Consider the following 21,764-nt stretch of genomic DNA (forward strand, 5'->3'; position numbering starts at 1 on the left):
GGAGAAGGATTCGAACCTTCGAAGGCAGAGCCGTCAGATTTACAGTCTGATCCCTTTGGCCGCTCGGGAACCCCTCCCCAAGTGCGAGGCGCATACTATCAGATCCAGAGGCTTTGTGAACCCCTTGATTAGGCATCTGGCAGTAAAAAATGACTGTTCGTCGATTTTTTGATACATTCAGCTCAAAATTCAAGCTTATCAGCAAGTTGTGTGCTGCTTTTCTGCACAAAACAGCATCAGTGCAAGCTGGCGATCGCGCTGAAGATGAGGCTGATAGCAGAAGACCGCCTGTGTCGGCGGTCTTCCCGGGCATCACATCTAGCGCTGGAACGGGTAGACAGAACCCAGTTTCAGGATCTGGGTCAGCTCGTCCAGTGCGCTGCGGGACTCCTGCACCAGTGCCGGATCCCGCAGATCGTCGAGGGTCAGGCGGTCGCGGTAGTGGCGATCCACCCAGCCATCGAGGCGGGCAAACTGGCTGTCGTTGATAAGGCAGGCCGGATTGACCGCAGCGAGCTCCTGATCGTTCATGGCAACCCGCAGCCGCAGGCAGGCCGGGCCGCCTCCATTGCGCATGCTCTGCTTCACGTCCATATAATGAACGGCCTTGATAGGCGTGTTCATGGTCAGCAGCTTGTTCAGGTACGCCGACACCGCCGGATTGTCGCGGCACTCGGTGGGGGCGATGATGGCCATCTCGCCGCTCGGCAGGGTGAGGATCTGGGTATTGAACAGGTAGGATTTCACCGCATCCAGCACGGATACCTCGGCGGTCGGCACTTCGATAAAGTGCAAATCCCCCTCGCCAAACTTGCCGCGGATCTCGGTCAGTACCGCCTCGGTATTGAGGAACGCTTGCTGGTGGAAGAAGAGCACGTTCTGGTTACCCACCGCGATCACGTCGTTGTGGAACACCCCCTGATCGATCACCTCCGGGTTTTGCTGGATAAACACCACGCTCTCCTCGCCGAGGCCATGCAGGCGGGCGATGGCCTGGCTTGCCTCCAGGGTCTGGCGGGCCGGATAGCGCTTCGGCGCCGGGCGGGAGTAGTCAAAAGCGCTGCGGCCATAGACAAACAGCTCGACCCCCGCCTCGCCATAGGCACGGCAGAGGCGGGTGTGGTTGGCCGCCCCCTCGTCGCCGAAGTGGTCATTCTCCGGCAGATGGAGGTGGTGGCTGAAGTGGCGATCATTGTTGAACACGGCTCGCAGGATGCGACCTGTGACGTCGGGCTCCAGGGAGCGGTGAAACTTGTTGGTCAGGTTGGCGGGGGTGAAGTGAATGCGGCCATCCTGGGTATCGGCACTGGGGGAGACGGTGGCGGCGTTGGCAGTCCACATGCTGGAAGCCGAATAGCAGGCAGCCAGTACGGCGGGAGCCTGTTTGGCGGCCTGCTCCAGCACCCGGGCATCGTTGCCGGTGAAGCCTAGGCGGCGCAGGGTGGCGAGATCGGGACGCTCTTGTGGCGCCAGTACCCCCTGGGTCATGCCAAGCTCGGTCAGCGCCTTCATCTTGCGCAGCCCCTGTTTGGCGGCCTCTTTCGGATTGGAAGCCTCCTGGGCATTGCTCTGGGAGGCAACGTTGCCGTAGGAGAGGCCAGCATAGTTATGAGTCGGGCCGACCAGACCGTCGAAATTGACCTCGAAGTGCTTCATTGAGTACATCCTTTCGATTTTTATGATGGGTAGCGGTTCCTTCCGCGCGCAATGCGTCGGGGTTGGGCCATTATAAAGAGATTTTATGTTTTTGTAACAAGCCGGTAACCAGCAGACGTTTTTATGTCGTTTCAGATATAAAAAGAGGGGCGGTATGGCAGAAAATTGAAAAAGCGGTTGCGTCCGGCCTGTTGCCTTCGCATTAATAAATAAAGAAGCAATAAAAGAAGCCGTGTGGTTCGGGCTGGTCAGGCAAATTTGCTCACAAGATTGCTTTTTCGCGCCAAATCTCTTATACAGCCCCACAAAACCGCACACCAACCCCGTCGGGTGCAATGAGGATAATAGTTACAGCATGGGCAAATCACTGGTCATAGTGGAGTCTCCGGCCAAGGCCAAGACGATCAACAAATATCTGGGCAAGGACTACGTGGTGAAATCCAGCGTGGGTCATGTTCGCGATCTGCCCACCAGCGGCAGCGCCAGCACCGAGCCCAAGAAACCTGTCATTCGCGGCATCAAGTTGAGCGAATCCGAGAAGGCTGCCAAGGATCGCAAGGCCCTGTTTGCCCGGATGGGTATCAATCCGACCGCTGGCTGGCAGGCTAACTACCAGATTTTGCCCGGCAAGGAGAAGGTGGTCAGCGAGTTGCAAAGTCTGGCCGAGAAAGCCGACACCATCTATCTCGCAACCGACTTGGATAGAGAAGGAGAGGCGATCGCCTGGCACCTGCGCGAGATCATCGGTGGCGACGACAGCCGCTACAAGCGCGTGGTGTTCAACGAGATCACCAAGAGCGCCATCAAGGAGGCGTTTGCCCAGCCGTCCGAACTCAATATTGACCGCGTTAATGCCCAGCAGGCTCGTCGTTTCCTCGACCGCGTGGTGGGTTACATGGTCTCCCCGCTGCTGTGGAAAAAGCTGGCTCGTGGCCTCTCTGCCGGTCGGGTACAGTCCGTTGCGGTGCGTCTCATCGTCGATAAAGAGCGCGAAATCAAGGCGTTTGTTCCGGTTGAGTTCTGGGATCTCAATGCCGACCTGCTGACCGCAGACAAGAGCGATCTGCGGATGGAAGTGGTCAGCCGCAACGGTGCCGACTTCAAGCCGGTGACCCAGGCCGAGACCTTTGCCGCTGTCGCAGCCCTGGAAGGGGTCGACTACAAGATCGTTAACCGGGAAGACAAGCCGACCGGCTCCAAACCGTCCGCGCCGTTTATCACCTCCACCCTGCAGCAGGCGGCCTCTACCCGTCTGAGCTTTGGGGTCAAGAAGACCATGATGATGGCCCAGCGTCTCTATGAAGCGGGTTACATCACCTATATGCGAACCGACTCCACCAACCTCAGCAAAGAGGCGGTTGAGGCGGTGCGTGAATATATCGGAGAGCAGTATGGCGCTGCCTATCTGCCAGCCGAGCCGAATTTGTATGGCGCCAAGGCCAATGCCCAGGAAGCGCACGAGGCGATCCGTCCCTCCAACGTACAGGTGACAGCCGAGATGCTGGAAGGGATGGAGCCGGATGCCATGCGTCTTTACGATCTCATCTGGCGTCAGTTTGTTGCTTGCCAGATGACCCCGGCTCAGTACGACTCCTCCACCCTGACCGTCAAGGCGGGTGAGTTCGAGCTCAAGGCCCGTGGTCGTACCCTGCGCTTTGCCGGTTGGACCAAGGCGCTGCCGCCGATGGGTCGCAAGGGTGAAGATAGCCAGCTGCCTGCGGTCACCGTGGGCGAGGTGCTGAAACTGGTCAAGCTGGATCCGCGCCAGCACTTTACCAAGCCGCCTGCCCGTTTCACCGAAGCTGCGCTGGTGCGCGAGCTGGAAAAACGCGGCATCGGCCGTCCCTCTACCTACGCCTCCATCATCTCCACCATCGTTGATCGTGGTTATGTGCGGGTCGAGAGCCGCCGTTTCTTCGCCGAGAAGATGGGTGAGATCGTCACCGATCGTCTGGTGGAGAACTTCGTCGAGCTGATGAACTACGAGTTCACCGCCAAGATGGAAGACAAGCTCGATGGCATCGCCGAAGGGAGCCTTGAGTGGAAGAAGGTACTGGACGCCTTCTACGCCGAGTTTACCCAGGAGCTGGAGAAGGCTGACAAGGCGCCCGAAGAGGGCGGCATGCGTGCCAACCAGATGGTGATGACCGACATCGACTGCCCGGATTGCGGCCGCAAGATGGGGATTCGTACTGCCACCACCGGCGTGTTCCTCGGCTGTTCCGGCTATGCCTTGCCGCCGAAAGAGCGCTGCAAGAAGACCATCAACCTGGTCTCTGCCGACGAATTTGTCTCCGCCACTGACGGCGAAGAGGCGGAAACCGAAGCGCTGCGCGCCAAGCACCGCTGCGGTGTCTGTGGCACTGCGATGGATGCCTACATCATCGATGACAGCCGCAAGCTGCACGTCTGTGGTCGCAACCCGGATTGCGATGGCTACGAGATCGAGAAGGGCCAGTTCAAGCTCAAGGGCTACGAAGGGCCGAGCATCGAGTGCGACCGTTGCGGAGCCGAGATGCAGCTCAAGAACGGCCGTTTCGGCAAGTACATGGGTTGTACCAACGAGACCTGCAAGAACACCCGCAAGATCCTGAAAAACGGCGACATCGCGCCGCCGAAGGAGGATCCGGTGCCGCTGCCGGAGCTCAAGTGTACCCAGTCCGATGCTCACTTTGTGCTGCGTGACGGGGCTGCCGGTCTGTTCCTGGCGGCCAGCAACTTCCCCAAATCCCGCGAGACCCGCGCGCCGCTGGTGGAAGAGCTCAAGCGCTTCAAGGATCGCATCTCCGCCAAGCACAAGTATCTGGCCGGTGCCCCGCTCACCGATCCAGACGGCAACCCCGCCATCGTACGCTTCAGTCGCAAGACCAAGGAGCAGTACGTGATGAGCGAGGTCAACGGCAAGGCGACCGGTTGGACCGCTCACTACGACAACGGTACCTGGCAAGAGAGTTTGCCAAAGGCTAAAAAAGCCTGATGAAAAGAGGCCCCGACACGGGGCCTCTTTGCTTATGGATAGCGGTATACTGAGACAGCTGCAAGGAGTGCAGCTGTCATCAATCGCGAAGTAGACAAGGAGGTTGAGATGGAGATTAACGAGATCCGGCCGGGCATGAGCTGCATGACTCGGGAAGGGGCGGCCTATGTGCTGGAGGTTGACCGGCAGAGTCTGCTGGTGCTGCTGCAGCGCGCGGATGAGACCATACCGGTGCAGGTGCGCAGCGACGAGATCCTGGCGCCGCTGGAGTGATCCGGCTGTGACCCCCTCAAAACGGCAGTAGAAAAAGCAGCTCGGCCAGATCGAGCTGCCATTGCCACTCCTTCATTCTGACCCGCCCCCCGATCACCACGACCCCCTCCTGCTGCAGGCGTCCCGTCTGTTCGGCAAAGCCTGGCGATCCTTTCGGTAACGAGATAGTGCCCGCAGCGCCCAGCACCCGATGCCACGGCAGTACCTTGTCGGTTTCCCGCAGCACCTTGCCTACCAGTCTTGCCCGTCCGGGCAGCCCCGCCAGATCGGCCACCTGACCATAGCTGACTACCCGGCCTGCCGGGATCAGGGCGATGATAGCTTCGATACGGGCCGTTTTGTTCAATGGGGATGGACTTGGTTCAATGCTCATAGACCCGATTCGTCAAAAACAACAGAAGCGCCATTGTGGCGCTTCTGTCATGGGGCTGGCAATCATTCAGCCGAAGGTCTGGCTAAGCCCCTTCAGTTGCTTGGCCCGTTCCAGCAGAGCCTGACTGGAGTGATCGACATCCAGCATCTTCTGACTGTTGGCGTGGGAGTACTCGGAGATCTGGTGGATGCTGCGGCTGATCTCCTCCACTACAGCTTGTTGTTGCTCTGCAGCGGTGGCGATCTGGGTGGAGTGTTCGGTGACCAGCTCTATCTCTGCCAGCACGGTATGGAGGCTGCTGGCGCCCTGGCGGGTCATCTCGGCACATGCGCGGGTCTGTTGCAGGTTCTCCTGCATCATCCCCTTCCAGCGTCCCAGAGTGTGCTGGATCTGCTTGATGCTGACCTGGATCTGCTCGGTCGCCTTGTGGGTGCGGGTCGATAGAGTTCGCACCTCGTCTGCGACCACCGCAAAACCACGGCCCTGCTCCCCGGCGCGAGCGGCTTCGATGGCCGCGTTGAGGGCCAGCAGGTTAGTCTGCTCGGCGATGCCCTGGATCTCGCCCATGACACTGCCAATCCGTTCGGATTCGCTGGCGAGCTCTACCGCCGAGTTGAACGCCAGCTCTGCCTGTTTGGCAAGCTGTTCGATCTGTTGCTCTGTCTGGTTCAACTGCTGGTTGGTTTGTTCACAACGATTGCGAGCTTCGTTGACCTGACCGTTGGAGTCCTGAATGTTGCGGGCGATCTCGTGAGCTGTGTTGGCCATCTGAGTCATAGCCGTAGCCATCTGCTGGGTCTGGGCATCTTGCTCGTTGATATCGAGACAGGCCTGATGAGAGGCCTGCTTCAAATTGATGGCCAGGGTTTGCAGAGGTGCCGTGGCATCGTTGATCCTCCCCAACACGGTTCGGATGCGGGCCTGCAGCATCTTGATATGAAAATCGGCAATGGCGCCGGGGTTGTCACCGGAGTAGACCAGCCGGGTCAGACTGTCATATTCGCGGCCCAGCTGCCGTAGATAGTGGGGCAGGGCAAAGAGCTCGCGCCAGTAGGCTCCGCCAAGAAGCAACAGGGGCAGCAGCATCAGCAGGACGGTCATGGCCCCTTGGCTGGCGAAGGCCCAGCCCATCAGGCCGAGCAGAAGCAGGGTAATGGCCGGGGTGCGCACTCTGGCAAGAGAGGGAAGGTTGCTGCTGTTGCCGCGCTCGGCCTTGAGCAGGGCTTGGTAGGTCTGAGCGGCGATGCGCTTGAATTGGGGCTCGGGCTTGCAGCGTACCGACTGGTAGCCGCTGATCCTGTTGCCTTCATAGATGGGGGTCACATAGGCATCTACCCAGTAGTAACGACCATCCTTGCAGCGATTCTTGACGATGCCGCGCCAGGGTTTGCCCTCCTTGAGGCGGGCCCAGAGATCGGCGAAGGCGGCCTTGGGCATGTCGGGGTGGCGTACCAGATTGTGGTTGTGACCGACCAGCTCGTCGGCGCTATAGCCGGCGATGGTGCAAAAGGCCGGGTTGGCGTAGGTGATCACCCCGCGCAGGTCAGTGGTGGAGACCAGTTGTACGTCGGCAGGAAACTCCACTTCGCTGTCCAGGGTATGGACGTCTCTGCGGGCCATAGGAATACGCTCCGATGTTCTTGTTGATAATGTTGTCGTTGTTATTGTGGCAGATCTGGAGGTGGCCGCAGGCTCGCGCCAGCAGGAGGCAGACCAGCTTCATTGGGGGCTGGATTTTGCCAATAATGGCGGATGAATGGTAGGGGGAAGTTGATGTTTTGTTGGTTAATCGTAAAAAAGGCGGCCAATTGGCCGCCAAAGTAGAGACAACATTACCTCTGTGGCATCCGGTAGCGCACCTGCAACTGATCGAGGATCTGCAGCTGACCCGGCAGGCGGGCGGCGAAGTGCTCCCAGCCCTTGTGGGCGGGATCGCTCCAGGCCACCTCGGCCGTGGCCAGCATACGCGGGAACAACATGTAGTCGAGACGATCACGGCTGGTGATCAATTCTGACCACAAGGGGCTCAGCACCCCGAGGATGTTATCGTTGGCATGGAAATCGGCTGGGGCAGGGTCACACGAGTAGATCTGCTCCAGATTGAGGGTCCCCGCCCAGTAGAGGCCGGGTTCATGAATATCGGCGCTCCAGGCGAGATCCAGATAGAGGAACTGGGCGGGCGCCATCACCACAGGATAACCGGCTGCGGCAGCATCCAACCCCGCCTGAAAGCTGGTCCAGGCACAGATGGCCGCTTTGCGGCTCACCTTGTCGCCATGCAGGATCTCCTCCCAGCCGATCATCTGTTTGCTTCTGGTGGCCAGATAGCGCTGGCAGTGGCGCAGCAGATGGCCCTGCAGCTCGCGGCAGTCGGCGTAGCCCTGATCGACCATCAGCTGCTGGCAGGCGGGGCTGTCGGTCCAGACCCCGGTCGGCACCTCGTCACCCCCCATGTGGATCTGCGGGCCGGGAAAGAGCTCGCATACCTCGTCCAGCACTGCCTCCAGAAAGCGGTAGGTGCCAGGCAGGGCGGGGTTGAGCACGTTGTCATCGAAATGCTGGACCGAGCGGTAGCGGGAGTGATCCGCCGTTTCGATCAGCAGCTCGGGCAGCGCCTTGATGGCGGCGTGGCAGTGGCCCGGGATGTCGATCTCGGGAATGACGGTGATGCCGAGCTCACCGGCATAGCTCACCAGCTCCTTCACCTCGCTCTGGGTGTAGTAACCGCCATAGGGTTCGGCGCCGCCGCTGAGCTGGGGGCCGATCGCCAGATCGTGGCCGCGCCAAGCTCCCACGTCGGTCAGCTCCGGGAAGGCCTTGATCTCGAGTCGCCACCCCTCGTCATCGGTCAGATGCCAGTGGAAGCGGTTGAACTTGTAGAGGCTCATCAGCTTGAGCAGGCGCTTGATGGTGGCCGGGGTGTGGAAGTGGCGGGCGCAGTCGAGAAAAATGCCGCGAAAGCCAAAGCGCGGGGCATCCTCCAGCGTGACGCAGGGCATGCTCTCGCCATGTTGCAGATACCACTGGGCCAGCGTGACCAGCCCATGACGCCAGCCCGGTTCGTCGGCGGCGGCAATCACTACCTCCTGCGGCGTGATGGTGAGTTGGTAGGCTTCGGGGGCCAGTTTGGCCTCGGTTAGCCGGATTTCAGCGTCGTGATCCTGCTCCAGCGCCAGCGACGTCAGCTCGTTGAAGTGGGCCAGCAATTTCGGTACATCGCGGGGGGCGCTGACATGAGCCCGCTCGGCCAGCCGGAAGTTCCCCTCCAGCAGTACCAGATGGGCCGGTTGTGGCACGATTCCGGGCAGGGGCTCGACATCCGGCAGGTCGGGGCGGGTTACCGGCGGGTTCTCCAGTCCGAGATCCTGCGCCGCCAGCGTCACCGGCAGCAGCTGGGCACCCGTGGTCGCCTCTGGCAAGCTGAGGAAAAAGCCCTGCGGCATGTCGGAGAGCTTCTTGATGGGCGTCTGGCGGCAGCAAAAGCGCAGCTCGCAGCTGTCAGCGTTCGGGACAATCACCTTGTAGCTGCCGCTTTGGCGCTCCAGCTCGCCCCCTTGCAAGGAGTCGGGGTCGATATGGCGAGCCAGACAGAAGTGCAGCTTCCACCGGGTATCCGGCATGCGGGATAGGGTGAAGGTGAACCAGACATCCTCGCCGTCACGTCGGGCGACCTGGGTGTGGATCAGGGGTGTAGACATGGAAAATCCTCTGATTGGGCAAACAGGATGGCGCCATCGAGCGCATCTGCCTGGGGGAGGATCAGGTTGAGCTGGCCGAGACGGGGAGCGAGGCGGGTACCAATACCCCCCAGCAGGGCGATCTGTCTGGCACCGAGCTGGGTCATTCCCTCCAGCAGGATCCGCAGCTGTTCGCAGGTTTCGTCCAGCAGCTGATTGGCGAGCTCGTCGCCATCGCTGGCGGCATCGAATACCCAGGGGGCAAAGTGGCCATAGTCCGCCGGAATGGCGCGGGCGGCCCAGCGAACCACCTCGGCCTGCTCCCGCTTGAAGCGATCCATCAAGCGGATGGCGAGGGTGCTGGGGGGCAGAATGCCATCGTGGCAGAGCAGGGATTGCTGGATGGCGCGCAGCCCCAGCCAGGCGCCGCTGCCTATGTCTGAAATGGGGAAGCCGCGGCCGGAGCAGGTGCGGATCTGCCCCTCCTGATAGACCAGCCCCACCGAGCCGGTACCTGCGATCAGAATGGCCCCCTCACGGCCGCCAAAGGCGCCGAGGCAGGCACCGAAGGCATCGGAGGTGAGCCTGACGCTGGCAAAGGGGAAGGGCATCTCGAGCAGGGCGTGATAGCAGTCGGCCAGCTCGGCGGAGGCGAGCGCCAGCCAGACCCCCATCTGTTGTTCGCACTCTATGCCCAGTCCAGCCGTAAGGCGGGCGCTGGCGATGGCGGCCAGCACATTGGCATGAGCGTGAGGGATGCCCAGCTCCAGATTGGAGCCAGCAGCGCGCCCTTCACCGAGCAGCTTGCCGGCCCGATCCCGAATGCGGGCGCGGGTGTGGGTGCCCCCGCCATCGACGCCGACCCAGAACTCAATCATGGCGACCTCCCTGCTCATTTCGATCATTCAGAGCACTCTGCCAGCTGATGGCCAGGGCAAACCGGACTGCATGGAGGATCCGCTGTTCTTCCCTGTGCCAGTTATGATCGTGCCGATTCCTGTACATCTCAATCATGGCGACCCCCCTGCTCATTCCGATCACCCAGTGCACTCTGCCAGCTGATGCCAAGGGCAAACCAGGCGGCGTGGGGGATCCACTGCTCGCCCCAGCGCCAGTTCTGATCCAGCCGATCCTTGTACTCCTCCGGAATAAAGGCCACCTCATTTTCGTCATCAAACCCTGAGGTGATGCCGTTGCAGATACCTCCCTGCGCATTGGGATACCCGGCGGTATAGGCGGGGTTGTTGATGCCGTGGCCCGCCAGCATGCAGGCGTTGAAGGGGTTCTGCCCGAGGATCCAGTCGAGTTGGCGCTGGCCGTAAGTGATTAGCGGCTGGCTCTGGCGGGGGAAGTGGCGGGCGCCAGCAAAGGCCATGGTCGCCAACGATGCGAGGCGGGCATTCTCCCCCTGCCACCAGTAACCGGACTCGTTGTTGTGGGGCATAAAGAAGCTGACGCGCGGCGCTTCATCCACCCCTTTCACATATTGGCGGGCGAGGGAGAAGGGGTTGCCCGCCCGTGCGCACAGTGCCAGTTCGGCGGCCAGTGCCTGCTCCACTACGGTTTGTACCCGGGCCTGGTGCCCCTGATCCGGCTCTACGCCCAGATATTCCAGCAGCGCCAGCACCGGCAGACCCGCCTCGGCGGCGTGGTAGTAGGGGCGCGAGCCATCCTCGTTGGCCGACCAGTAGTGACCCAGCTCCGAATGGGGGCGCTGGCGGGCACAGAGCTTGCTGGCGAGGGCTCTCGCCTCATTCAGCCACTCGTTGCCGAAGGTGCGGGTCAGCTCCACCGCTGCCAACAGGGCGCAGTAGTCGTCGATGATGTTTTCGACCCCGTCATCCAGATAGGAGAGGTTGTGTTCACGCAGATGCAGGTAGCCGCGGCGGGCCGCCTCGGCGTAGCGGCTGGCATCGAAGTCGCCGCTGACGCTCTCGCGGGCGGCGCGGGCCAGCGCGGCGATGGCCATGCCGCCCCCTTGGCGGAAACCCGCCTGCCAGTTGGCGGACTTGATCCCCTGCTGGGTGGTATAGGCGCACAGCTCGCGCTGGGCAGGGTCCTTGCTCCACTTGTCGAACAGGGTCATGTAGAAGAAGCCCGACTCATCCTGCATCCGGCAGAGGAAATCGGCGCCGTGCAGCGCCTCGTCATTGAGCCGCTTGCAGAGGTTTATCCCGTCGATATCGCGGCGCGGGGCCAGCAGTTCGCGGCACTTGAGCAGAGCCCACACCACCATGGGGGTCTGCTGGGGGTTGAGGTAGTTGGCGTAGGAGAGGTGGCTCAGGTACTTGCTCATGTCGCCGCTGGCATCGAACCAGCCGCCGTGCACATCTTTGTGCTGGTCGGTGCCAAACAGGCGGGCGCTGCGGTCGGCCCGATCGAAGGTGCCGCTGGCGCGCTGCCCCTTGAAGTAGTGGATGACATCGGAGAGACAGCGGCTGGCCAGCAGATCCTGGCCGATGGCAAAGCGGGTGGAGCGGACTATGCCTTGGGCTGTGATCGCCTCCAGCCGATAGTGGCCGGGCTCCTTGAAGGCGGAGAAGTCGGCACGCCAGTAAGCGCGGCCCTGCCAGCCGGGGACGCTGCCAGCCGGTTGCAGCGGGGTTTCAAACAGGATCTGGCCATCATCAAGGCGTTGCAGCCTGACATAGCCGCCGAGATCAGGGGCGGGGGAGGTTTGCAACAGGGCGACCTTGTGTCCGTCGCACTCGTAGCCCACCTGATTGATCAAGAGTTCCATCAAGGTATTACTCCTGTGGTTCACCGCCGGGCGGTGAGGCACATCACGGGGCTGTGGCCGCCCCGTATCGAGGCATGACCGGACAGGGTTGTCCGGCCGGTTCAAGGCTCACCCTCACTCGTAGAGGTAGCAGCGCACGAAGTGGTTGTCGGCAAGCTTGGTGATGGGGGGCAGCGCCTCCTTGCAGCGGGGCATTGCCTGATTGCAGCGCCCGGCAAAGGGGCAACCGCAGGACTCCGGCGTCCAGAGCGGGATCTCCCCCTTGCGGCCACCCTCCAGCTCGGCGTGGATGCTCTTCTCCGGGTCGGGCACCGCCGAGATGAGCAGCTGGGTGTAGGGGTGCTGCGGGTGATGCAGGATCTCGTCCACCTCGCCCCACTCCACCATGTGACCCACATACATGACCGCCAGATCTTCCGCCACATAGCGGGCGGTGGCGATGTCGTGGGTGATGTAGAGCATGGAGACGCCGAGCTCGTTCTTCATCTGCTCCATCAGGTTGAGGATGCCGATACGAATGGATACGTCGAGCATGGAAGTCGGCTCGTCCGCCAGCACCACTTCCGCCTCCACCGCCAGATTGCGGGCGATGTTGACCCGCTGGCGCTGGCCGCCGGAGAGCTGGTGCGGATACTTGGCCGCCGTTGCTTTGGCAGGGGTCAGGCCGACCTTTTCCAACAGGGCGTAGACCATGTCGGGCAGATCTTTTTTGTCGATCACCTTGCTGTGCAGCAGCAGGGGGCGGGCGATGTGGTGATAGATGGTGTGGGTCGGGTTGAGCGAACCGAACGGATCTTGCCACACCATCTGCACGCTCTGGCGATAGTCCAGCAGGGCGGTGCCCTTGTTGAACTCCTCAAGATCGTGGCCGCGATAGAGAATGCGCCCGGCACTGAGCTTGTACATCTTGGCGATGATTTTGGCGATGGTGCTCTTGCCGGAGCCCGACTCCCCGACCACCGCCAGGGCGCGGCCCCGGTGCAGGTTGAAGGTGATGTCGGAGAGCGCCCGCATCTTGCCACTCTTGATGGCATTGGAGTTGATGGGGAAGTCCTTGTAGAGGTGCTGGACTTCGATGATGGGTGCATCGGTTTTGGCGATTTGCATGACAGACATCCTTAACAGCCAGCGGCCTTGTCCAGATAGATCACGGAATCTTGTTGCAGCCCCTGCTCCTCATAGAGGTGGCAGGCGGTCTGTTGCCCGGGGCGGATCTCGGCCAATCTGGTGTACTCCTGACGGCAGCGATCGTGCACCTTGCCGCAGCGGGCCTGAAAGCGGCAGCCGACCGGCACCTCCAGCAGGTTGAGCGGGGTGCCCGGGATCCCCTCCAGCACCTTCTTCGGCCCGTGCAGGGGCGGGAAGGAGTTGCCGAGCCCTCTGGTATAGGGGTGTAGCGGCGCAGTCAGGATCGCCTTGGAAGGAGCCACCTCCACCAGTTCACCGGCATACATGATGCCGATGCGATCGCAGAACTCCACCATCAGGGAGAGGTCGTGGGTGATGAACAGAATGGAGAAGTTGAACTTCTCTTTCAGGGCATAGACCTTCTGCAGGATCTCCCGTTGCACCACCACATCGAGTGCCGTTGTTGGCTCATCCATGATGAGCAGCTCGGGGTTGAGCGCCATGGCGATGGCGATCACCAGCCGCTGGCGCATGCCGCCGGAGAACTGGTGCGGGTAATCCTTGAGCCGGCTCGGGTGGATATCGACGATAGTGAGCAGCTCCTGGGCGCGCTTGATCGCCTCGTAACGGGTCATGCCGGGGTTGTGGGCCAGCAGCACGTCGCAGAACTGCTCCTCCATCCGCAGCACAGGGTTCAGGGCGTTCATGGCGGACTGGAACACCACCGACACCTGTTGCCAGCGGTAGGAGCGTAGCCGCTCGTCGTTGTAGTGGAGGATATTCTCCCCCTTGAACAGGATCTCGCCACCGCTGATATAGGCGGGCGGCTTGTGCAGCCGGGCCACCGAGAAGGCGACGGTGGATTTGCCGCAGCCCGACTCACCGGCGAGACCGAAGATCTCGCCCTGTCTGATATCGAAGCTCACCGAGTTGACGGCGCGCACGTCGCCATTTTCGGTGATGTAGTCGACGCAAAGATTGCGTACTGACAGCAGGGGATGCTTGTTCATGCTGTCTTCTCCTGTGCGGCAGAGAGTGGTGTGGCGACCGGGGTGGCAAGTTTCTTCCAGCGGCTCAACCCTTTGTGGGAGCGCAGCTGCGGGTTGGCAATCTCGTCGATGGCGAAGTTGAGCAGGGCCAGACCGGCACCCAGGGTGGCGATGGCAAAGCAGGGCGCCAGGATCTCCCACCAGGCGCCGACCAGAATGGCGCTGGAGGTCTGGGCGTTGTAGAGCATGATGCCCCAGCTCACCACGGTCGGGTCGCCGAGACCCAGGAACTCCAGGGTCGCTTCGGTGACGATGGCGTAGATGATGGAGCCGATGAAGCTCACCCCGATGATGGAGATGAGGTTGGGCAGGATCTCCACCAGAATGATGCGCCAGGCCGGTTCGCCCAGCACTTCGGCGGCGATGACGAACTCCTTCTCGCGCAGGGCCAGGGTCTGGGCACGGATGACCCGCGCGCCATAGGCCCACGAGGTCAACCCTATTATCACGGCAATCACCGCCGGTGACGCCTCCCCGATAAAGCTCGCCAGCACCAGTAGCAAGGGGAGGTTGGGGATCACCAGCACCACGTTCATCAGGAAGGTGAGGCACTCATCCACCAGACCGCCGAAGTAACCGGCGGTGATGCCGATGGCGACGGCCAGGGTGCAGACCAGCAGGCCTGCGCTGAAGCCCACCAGCAGCGAGATACGGGCACCGTTGGTGAACTGGGCCCAGATATCGTGGCCCATGCGGGTTGAACCCATCACGAACTCGGCACTGGGCGGCTGGTGCGGGCGAGCCACCCGTTTGGTCGGCTCGTTGCTGGCCAGAATGGGGGCAAAGAGGGCCATCAGTACGAAGGCAACCACGATGGCGAGGCCACAGGCAGCCTTCTTGTTGCCCAGCAGGATTTTGAGGATTGTGGGCATACGCATCTTGTTGTCCGGTAACAGAATTTTGAGCATGGTCGGCATACGCATCTTATTTGCCTCCTGTACGCAGACGGGGATCCAGGAAAACGTAGAGCACGTCGGCCAGGAAGTTGAAGCTGAGCATGGTGATGGTCATGATGAGCAGCTGCCCCTGAATGAGCGGGTAGTCGCGGGCCAGAATGCCCTGATAGAGGGTCAGGCCCAGGCCGGGATAGTTGAAGATAACCTCGGTGATGAGAGATCCACCGATAACGAAACCGAGCGCCATGGAGAGGGCGGTGACGCTGGGCAGAATGGCGTTGCGGGCGCCGTAGTTGAAGATCACCCGGTTGCTGGAGAGCCCCTTGGCCTTGGCCATGGTGATGTAATCCTCGCCCAGCAGGTTGATCATGTTGTTGCGCATGGTGATGAGAAAGCCCCCCACCTGCACCACGGCCAGAGTCAGCACCGGCATGATGGCGTGGGTCATGATGCTCTTGATGTGCTCCCAGCCCCAGTCAGCCTTGATCTCCGGGCTGTAGGCGTAGCCGATGGGCAGCCACTCGAGGCTGACCCCGAACAGGAACAGGGCGAGCAGGGAGACCACCACCGGCGGAATGGCCTGCATCACCAGGGTGAGCGGGGAGAGAATGCTGTCCATCCGGCCGCCGCGATACCAGGCGGCGAAGATGCCGACTATGGAACCGAGGGAGAAACTCAGGATGGTGGAGGTGCCGACCAGAAACAGGGTCCAGCCGATGGCACGGCCCAGCACGTCAGAGACCTGCTGTGGGTAGAAGCGCACCGAGGTGCCGAGATCCCAGGTGAAGACACTCTTCACATAGGTGAGAAACTGGGTGCCGATGGGGCCGTCGACAAAGCCGAAGGTGGCTTTGAGGGCTTCCAGGGCGGCGGGTTCCATCATGGCGCCAGCGCGGGCAAACATCACGGAGACAGGATCCCCTGGCATGGCACGGGGTAACAGGAAGTTGATGGTGGCGGCTACCAGAAAGGCAACCAGATAGAAGGAAAAGCGTCTCAGTATGAATCCCATGATAGTACCTTTTACTGCAAGTCCGCCCCGCGTCGGGCATGGCTACCCCAACCCCGGCGGTGCCGGGCAAGAAGGGGATTAACGGGGAAGATGGCCCCCCGCAGGGGGCCGGGATTGTTTAGCTGTTTGGCTTGAGGGACAACACGTGCAGCAGACGCTCAGGGGTGTCCGGGTGGAGCTGAGGTTTGGCTACCGGGTTATCAGCACTGAACCAGCCGTTGAAGCGCTTGGTGCTGTACTCGTACCAGGTCGGGTTGTTGAAGACCGGAATGATGGTCTGGTTGGCACCAACACGATCCTGGATGGCGAACATGATCTCCTTCTGCTTGGCCGCATCGGCGGTCTGGGTGAAGTCATCGATCAGCTTGTCGAGCTCGGGATCCTTGTAACGGGGCGCGGCGAAGCGGTTGCCACGGTCGCCCATGTTGCGGGAGTGGAACGCGGTCTCGAAGTACTTGTGCGGGTTGGCACCGGCAAAGTAACCCTGCAGGGCGACATCGAAGTCACCGGTGATCAGGTTCTCGGTCCAGACGGTCGCTTCCGGGGTGGCGGTCTTGGCGTTCAGGCCCAGCGCCTGCAGCCCTTCTACACCAATCTGAACTGTGTTGACCCAGTCGGTCCAGCCGTTCGGTACCAGTACCTTGAACTCGATCTTTTTGCAGCTCGGAGTGTCGAGGAACTTGTCGCCGTCACAATCCTTGTAGCCTGCCTCTTTCAGCAGGGCCTTGGCCCCTTCCAGGTCGAACTTGTTGTACTTGCCGTACTTCTTGTCCACTTCCGGGTTGTTCCAGGAGTCAAAGGCTTTGCCCAGACCTGACGGGTACTCGTTGACGGTGGGGTAGCCGTAGCCCGCGATATCCACCATGGACTGGCGGTCCATCGCCATGGAGAAGGCGCGGCGGAAGTTGATATCGTTGAAGGCTTCGTTATTGCCCGGGTTTTTGGTCTGGAAGTTGACGTTGAACGCCACGGTACCGGAGGCCGGGAACCAGTATTTGTTGTTCTTCGGATCGTTGCCGACGTAGAGGCGCTCGATATCCGGTACGAAGGAGCCGAACCAGTCGATGTCACCTTTCATGACAGCGGCCAGCACCTGGTCGTTGGTGGCCATCTGCGGCATGCGGATACAGTCGATGGCGAGGTTGGCGTTATCCCAGTAGTGCGGGTTGCGGCACTGGGTATAGAGCTGGGCGGAGAAGTTGTCCACTTCGGTGAAGGGGCCAGTACCAACCGGCTTGTCGTTGGTGAAGGCAACCGGATCTTTCACCGATTTCCACTGATGCTCCGGCACTATAGGTACCAGCACCAGATCGTTCACCACGTTGGTGTTGACCTCGGTCAGGTCGAATTTGACCTTGTTGGGGGCCAGCTTCTCGACGCTCTTGATCTGGGTCCAGATTGAGCGCTCATCCAGCGCCTTGTTGGCCTTGACCAGATTGAAGGAGAAGATGATGTCATCGGCATCAAAGGCTTCGCCGTCAGACCACTTCACGCCGTCACGCAGATCGAAGGTGACGGATTTCAGGTCATCGCTGAACGCATAGTTGGTGGCCAGACGATAGACGGGTTTGCCCCCTTGCATATCGTTGAAGATCACCAGCGGTTCATAGATGAAGTGACGGGTGGTGTGCAGCAAGCCCGCTTGCAGGAAGGGGTTGAAGTTCTTGACCCAGGCGGTTTCCTGCTGTGCGACCATGGTCAGCACGGTTTTGTTTTCTGCGGCCATGGCGTTACCGGCGGCACCGGCAAGCATCATGGTTCCCAGCATTACAGCGGTAGAGATTTTGGATACTTTGGCAAGCATATGTTTTCCTTTCTTATTTTTTGGCATTCCCGAGGGTTCGCCTTGTTTTGTGTGAGCACCGGTTTCGCATGCTGATGAAATCGGCCCTCTGTGTTGGTCAGGTGTCTAACCTTTGTCGTTCTGTTTTCCAACGCCCTAAGCAAACCAGAATTAACAGGAAAACAACAACTATTGATTTCGTTGTTTTCGTAAAAATTGACGGTGTTACGTCAATCTCGTCAAAATGGATTTTTATCTGTTTAAAATCATTGGTTTGCGTTATTTGCTTTCGCGTAAAAAGTGGCTGTGAAAATGGCGTATATGACAAATTTGTGAATTGGATCTGCTCTCGTTTTCGGAGTTGTGCGGGGCTTTGTTTTGCGCAAAAAGAAACCAGATTGCCAATTGTGATCCGGCGCCCGTTTAGGGCGCCGTGTCACGGCTTGCGGTTGGCGAGTTGACGCAGGGTCTGGGCGCTGTGCTGCAACTGCTGGCGCTGGTGGTCATTGAGCGGGCAGTGGCCCAGCACATACTCGGTGGTGGCCACGACCGTCTTCCAGCGTGGCGACTTGGGCAGGGTGTCCAGACTCAGGTATTTGTCGAGGGTGCGGGTCTGCGGGCTGGATCTGTCCATATAGACCCGCCACAGCTTGCTCTTCTCTGCCAGCACGATTTTGCCCTTGCCGGTCCCCTGCTGCCAGGCATCCAGGGTGAGCTGCATGGTCTCTACCAGCGCCCGGCGCAGCGGCTCGTCATCCTGCTGGCGAATGAGGTCGTCGGCCAGCGAACGGAACTCGCCACCCAGGCGGCTCAGCTCGCCCAGCAGCTGTTCATCTTCGATGATGGCTTGCCGCGAGAGGTTCTTGAGGGCGTTCTCCAGCGCCATTACCCGGTTCTCATCCTGACGCAGCTCGGTACTCAGGGTGAGGGCGAAAGCAGCCTGTCCTCCGAGCGTGATAGGCAGGGCGCGGGCGTTGAGTACATCTTTTTGCCCGGCCACCAGAAATTCCAGATTGTGTTCCCGCTCGCTGGCAAGGTCGGGCCACTGCTGTTGCAGCGGGGTGGCGAGCCACTCATTGAGGGGTTGCCCCTCCATGGCTTCCGGCTCCTGCCCCAGCAGGCGCGCCAGCACCCGGGAGGCAAACAGCACTGTGCCCTGCTCGTCGATAAAGATCATGGGGTCGGCCCCTTCGCCGAGCAGGGCCAGCAGCCGCTGCTGATCCTGATGCAGTCGATCCTGCAGGGTGAGGCGATGTTCGATCTCCTGCTTCAATAGCCGGTTCTCTACCAGCGAGGCGCGTCCTGCCTTGGCTTCCAGCAGTGCCTTGACCCGGGCAAACAGCTCTTCCTTACAGAAGGGTTTGACCAGATAGTCGTTGGCACCGGCCCCGAAGCCCTCCTCGATATCTTTGGGCTGGTTGAGGGCGGTGAGCAGCAGCACCGGCAGCATATCTTTCGGGTGTTGCTGGCGCAGGCGACGGCAGACGTCAAAACCGGAAAGGGTCGGCATCATCACATCGAGCAGGATGAGGTCCACCCGCTCCTCGGCCAGCTTGGCCAGCGCATCGTGGCCGTCACTGCTGGGCAGGATGCGGTAGCCGCAGGGCTGCAGCAGATGGCGCAGGATGTGCAGGTTGATGGGCTCGTCATCCACCACCAGAATGAGCGGAGCATCCTCGGGGGGAGGGGGCAGATCGTCGCTCTCCCAGTCCGGCAGGATCAGCGGTTGCTGGCGCACCAGCTGATGCTCGATCTGGCGGCTGTCGAGAGTCAGATTGGCCGCTTTGCCGGTGGCAAGGGGCAGGGTAAAGGCGAAGGTAGAGCCAACGCTCGGCTCGCTCTCGACGAACAGCTCGCCCCCCATCAGGTGCACCAGCTGGCGGGTGATGGAGAGGCCAAGGCCAGCTCCCTGCTTGCTTACCTCCGGGCTCATCTGCACCAGCGGCTCGAAGATATGTTCCAGATGGTCGGGGGCGATGCCGATGCCGGTATCCGTGACCTTGATGCGCAGGAAGTTGTTCTCGACGATGGCACTGAGCACCACCTTGCCCTGCGGCGTGTACTTGATGGCGTTGCCCACCAGGTTGTAGAGCACCTGTTCGAGTCGTTGCTCGTCGGCCAGCACCGGCGGTAGTTCGGCCGGGCTGATATCCACCAGGGTGAGGGGTTTGGCCTGCACCAGATGCTGGCAGAGGTCCAGCACCAGCCGGATAACCCCCTTGGATGAGACGGGCTGGGAGTGGATCTCCAGCTGGCCGTAGCGCATCTGATGGTAGTCCAGCAGATCGTCCACCAGACGGGCCAGGCCATCGGCGCTCTTGATGATGAGGCCGAGCTGCTTTTGCTGCCCTTCGGTCAAATCCTGCTGGCTGGCGAGCATCGACTCGGCCATCCCCTTGATACCGTGAATGGGGGTGCGCAGCTCGTGGGAGGTGTTGGCCAGCAGTTCATCCTTGAGCTTGTCCGCCTGCTGCAGGCTGAGGTTCTGCTTGTGGGTCAGCTTGACCTGCTGTTGCAGCTCCTGGGTCTGCTGTTCGATCAGTTCGATCTTGTCCTTCACCGAGCGCTGCATATGGCGAAACGCCTCGGCCAGCCGGTCGATATCATCGCCGGTGCGCTCGATGGCGATGGGGTGATCCAGCGCGCCGTCGGCCACCTGCTCGGCCGCTTCGGTGAGAGAGCGCAGCGGCGCCGTGATGGAGTGGGATAGCCAGCGGGAGAAGAGGATCAGCAGCAGTACCGAGCCCGCCCCCAGCACAATCACCAGAGTTTCCAGCTGGCGGATCGGGGCATAGGCTTCCCGGGTGGAGATCTCGGCGATAAAGGCCCACTCGGTATCGAACACCTTCACCTGGGTGTAGGCGGCCAGCACCTCGTCATCCTGATAGGAGTGGAACAGCCCGACCCCCTGCTCGCCGGAGAGCGTCTTGGTGATGAGGGGTGTTTGCAGCGGCCGGAAATTGGGGCTGAAGCTGTTCTCGACGCTGAACTCCGGTGCCAGCCAGGCATCGGCGCGCATCCGCTTGTCAGGGCCGATCAGGATGGTCTCGCCGGTCTCGCCCAGCCCCTCCCGCTCCGCCATGATCTGGTTGAGCTTGTCCGGCAGCAGCTCGAAAATCACCACCCCACGCACATAGTCGTACTGCATCACGGGCGCCGCCATGTAGGCGACCACCTGCCCGGTCAGCTCGTTGCGGCCAAAATCGGTGAACTCGAAGATCTGCTGCGGTTTCTGGCCGCCATCGAGGCGGCGTTTGATCTTGGCAAAGGTCTGGCCCAAGCCACTGCCCTGATAGGGGCCGGAGAGCAGATTGGTGGCAAAGTTAGGGTGCTTGGTGACCGAATAGACCACATCACCGTTGAGGTCCACCAGAAAGATGTCGCTGTAGTTGGACTTGCGCACCATGTCGGCATAGCCGCGATGAAAGCGCTGGTGCACCCGGCCATACATCTCGTCGGCGAGGATAAGCGCCGTGATGGAGGGTTCGATCTCCACCTGACTGTCCGGTTTGCGCAGTTGATCCCAGGAGCCTGGCAGATAGCGGGCCTGAGCACGGCTGCGGGCCTCCTGCGGTGTGGTGCCCAACTTCTCGAAGGCGCCGGTAAAGCCATAGAAACGGCCGATACTGTTGCCGGCAAAATCCTGCTGGGAGAAGTTGATGATCTGCTCTTTGAGGTTGTTGAAGTAATCCTCGAGCTGACTCTTCTTGATATTACGAACGGAGACCAGATGGTTGGAGGTCTGGGTGGTGAGATCCTTGCCGTGGCTGTATAGGAAGAAGAGGGTGATGACCAAAAAGGGCACCATGCCCAACATGAAAAAAGCCAGCATTAACTGCGGCCTGAGCCCACGAAGCGTGAAGATCCATTTCATCTTGTGATTTTCAATTGAGAATCCGGTTATTAAGCCGCTCAAGTCTCGAACGAAAGCGTAATCATTTCAACGACTTTATCCCAAATTCGCTTGGTGGGTCACAGCTGGCTGGAGAAAAATGCAGCAAGGCGTTTAAACCCTGAGCAAACAGTCTGCATCAGGGCTTAAATTGCGAAAAAGGGGTTGTGCTGGCGCTCGTGGTACGTATAATGCGCCTCGTTGTCAGGCAACTGGCACGAAAGCAGTAACGCGGGAATAGCTCAGTTGGTAGAGCACGACCTTGCCAAGGTCGGGGTCGCGAGTTCGAGTCTCGTTTCCCGCTCCAA

At 60.7% G+C, this 21,764-nt stretch carries 14 protein-coding genes and 1 tRNA gene; 3 read left to right on the top strand and 12 right to left on the bottom strand.

Annotation, left to right across the window (positions count from 1 at the left end; translation table 11 throughout):
- Positions 1-318: 318 nt before the first annotated feature.
- Entirely contained in the window at positions 319-1,656 is a 1,338-nt protein-coding gene (astB, locus tag G5229_RS20330; protein WP_421210229.1) for an N-succinylarginine dihydrolase, read from the bottom strand.
- Positions 1,657-2,011: 355 nt separating this feature from the next.
- Here astB and topA point away from each other — a divergent pair, with 355 nt between their 5' ends.
- Both topA and G5229_RS20340 read left to right on the top strand, forming a co-directional pair.
- The gene (gene topA, locus G5229_RS20335; RefSeq protein ID WP_421205502.1) at positions 2,012-4,633 is read left to right on the top strand and encodes a type I DNA topoisomerase; all 2,622 of its coding nucleotides are present in this window, start codon (positions 2,012-2,014) and stop codon (positions 4,631-4,633) included.
- A gap of 108 nt (positions 4,634-4,741) precedes the next feature.
- Positions 4,742-4,906 carry a hypothetical protein gene (locus G5229_RS20340; RefSeq protein WP_005334891.1) on the top strand — a complete coding sequence of 55 codons (165 nt, stop codon included), beginning with the start codon at positions 4,742-4,744 and terminating at the stop codon, positions 4,904-4,906.
- 16 nt (positions 4,907-4,922) lie between these two features.
- On the opposite strand, the gene G5229_RS20345 is transcribed toward G5229_RS20340, so the two are convergent.
- The 11 genes from G5229_RS20345 to G5229_RS20395 all read right to left on the bottom strand — a co-directional run bounded on the left by G5229_RS20345 (position 4,923) and on the right by G5229_RS20395 (position 21,438).
- On the bottom strand, positions 4,923-5,279 hold the full coding sequence (locus G5229_RS20345) for an MGMT family protein (protein ID WP_421210230.1): 357 nt from the start codon (positions 5,277-5,279) through the stop codon (positions 4,923-4,925).
- A 66-nt stretch (positions 5,280-5,345) separates the two neighbouring features.
- A complete protein-coding gene (locus G5229_RS20350; RefSeq protein WP_421210232.1) occupies positions 5,346-6,899 on the bottom strand; it encodes a methyl-accepting chemotaxis protein in 1,554 nt (517 codons plus the stop codon).
- Between the two features lie 212 nt (positions 6,900-7,111).
- Positions 7,112-8,977, bottom strand: a complete 1,866-nt coding sequence (locus G5229_RS20355; protein ID WP_421210234.1) for a beta-N-acetylhexosaminidase — start codon at positions 8,975-8,977, stop codon at positions 7,112-7,114.
- Positions 8,962-9,834, bottom strand: a complete 873-nt coding sequence (locus G5229_RS20360) for a BadF/BadG/BcrA/BcrD ATPase family protein (RefSeq protein ID WP_421210236.1) — start codon at positions 9,832-9,834, stop codon at positions 8,962-8,964. The genes G5229_RS20355 and G5229_RS20360 overlap by 16 nt, the downstream gene beginning before the upstream one ends.
- A gap of 128 nt (positions 9,835-9,962) precedes the next feature.
- Positions 9,963-11,696, bottom strand: coding sequence for a glycoside hydrolase family 9 protein (locus G5229_RS20365; protein WP_421210238.1), 1,734 nt, complete (start codon positions 11,694-11,696; stop codon positions 9,963-9,965).
- Between the two features lie 114 nt (positions 11,697-11,810).
- Positions 11,811-12,803: an ABC transporter ATP-binding protein gene (locus tag G5229_RS20370; RefSeq protein ID WP_005362145.1), complete on the bottom strand. Its 993-nt coding sequence runs from the start codon at positions 12,801-12,803 to the stop codon at positions 11,811-11,813.
- Between the two features lie 11 nt (positions 12,804-12,814).
- Positions 12,815-13,834 carry an ABC transporter ATP-binding protein gene (locus G5229_RS20375; RefSeq protein WP_005334876.1) on the bottom strand — a complete coding sequence of 340 codons (1,020 nt, stop codon included), beginning with the start codon at positions 13,832-13,834 and terminating at the stop codon, positions 12,815-12,817.
- Complete coding sequence (locus tag G5229_RS20380; RefSeq protein WP_005353820.1) at positions 13,831-14,751, bottom strand: ABC transporter permease; 921 nt, start codon at positions 14,749-14,751, stop codon at positions 13,831-13,833. The genes G5229_RS20375 and G5229_RS20380 overlap by 4 nt, the downstream gene beginning before the upstream one ends.
- A gap of 46 nt (positions 14,752-14,797) precedes the next feature.
- Positions 14,798-15,781, bottom strand: coding sequence for an ABC transporter permease (locus G5229_RS20385; RefSeq protein WP_005334871.1), 984 nt, complete (start codon positions 15,779-15,781; stop codon positions 14,798-14,800).
- A 118-nt stretch (positions 15,782-15,899) separates the two neighbouring features.
- Positions 15,900-17,585, bottom strand: coding sequence for an ABC transporter substrate-binding protein (locus G5229_RS20390; RefSeq protein ID WP_005353816.1), 1,686 nt, complete (start codon positions 17,583-17,585; stop codon positions 15,900-15,902).
- Positions 17,586-18,000: 415 nt separating this feature from the next.
- Positions 18,001-21,438, bottom strand: coding sequence for an ATP-binding protein (locus G5229_RS20395; protein WP_421210240.1), 3,438 nt, complete (start codon positions 21,436-21,438; stop codon positions 18,001-18,003).
- 249 nt (positions 21,439-21,687) lie between these two features.
- Here G5229_RS20395 and G5229_RS20400 point away from each other — a divergent pair.
- Positions 21,688-21,763, top strand: a tRNA-Gly gene (locus tag G5229_RS20400).
- The last annotated feature ends 1 nt before the right edge of the window (position 21,764 follow it).

Origin of the sequence: Aeromonas sp. 602396, from assembly GCF_049173735.1 — a bacterium.
Lineage (GTDB): Bacteria > Pseudomonadota > Gammaproteobacteria > Enterobacterales > Aeromonadaceae > Aeromonas > Aeromonas veronii_A.

Coding starts and splice junctions, on each gene's coding strand:
- astB (WP_421210229.1), bottom strand. CDS start 1,656: ATGAAGCACTTCGAGGTCAATTTCGACGGTCTGGTCGGCCCGACTCAT.
- topA (WP_421205502.1), top strand. CDS start 2,012: ATGGGCAAATCACTGGTCATAGTGGAGTCTCCGGCCAAGGCCAAGACG.
- G5229_RS20340 (WP_005334891.1), top strand. CDS start 4,742: ATGGAGATTAACGAGATCCGGCCGGGCATGAGCTGCATGACTCGGGAA.
- G5229_RS20345 (WP_421210230.1), bottom strand. CDS start 5,279: ATGAGCATTGAACCAAGTCCATCCCCATTGAACAAAACGGCCCGTATC.
- G5229_RS20350 (WP_421210232.1), bottom strand. CDS start 6,899: ATGGCCCGCAGAGACGTCCATACCCTGGACAGCGAAGTGGAGTTTCCT.
- G5229_RS20355 (WP_421210234.1), bottom strand. CDS start 8,977: ATGTCTACACCCCTGATCCACACCCAGGTCGCCCGACGTGACGGCGAG.
- G5229_RS20360 (WP_421210236.1), bottom strand. CDS start 9,834: ATGATTGAGTTCTGGGTCGGCGTCGATGGCGGGGGCACCCACACCCGC.
- G5229_RS20365 (WP_421210238.1), bottom strand. CDS start 11,696: ATGGAACTCTTGATCAATCAGGTGGGCTACGAGTGCGACGGACACAAG.
- G5229_RS20370 (WP_005362145.1), bottom strand. CDS start 12,803: ATGCAAATCGCCAAAACCGATGCACCCATCATCGAAGTCCAGCACCTC.
- G5229_RS20375 (WP_005334876.1), bottom strand. CDS start 13,834: ATGAACAAGCATCCCCTGCTGTCAGTACGCAATCTTTGCGTCGACTAC.
- G5229_RS20380 (WP_005353820.1), bottom strand. CDS start 14,751: ATGCGTATGCCCACAATCCTCAAAATCCTGCTGGGCAACAAGAAGGCT.
- G5229_RS20385 (WP_005334871.1), bottom strand. CDS start 15,781: ATGGGATTCATACTGAGACGCTTTTCCTTCTATCTGGTTGCCTTTCTG.
- G5229_RS20390 (WP_005353816.1), bottom strand. CDS start 17,585: ATGCTTGCCAAAGTATCCAAAATCTCTACCGCTGTAATGCTGGGAACC.
- G5229_RS20395 (WP_421210240.1), bottom strand. CDS start 21,438: ATGAAATGGATCTTCACGCTTCGTGGGCTCAGGCCGCAGTTAATGCTG.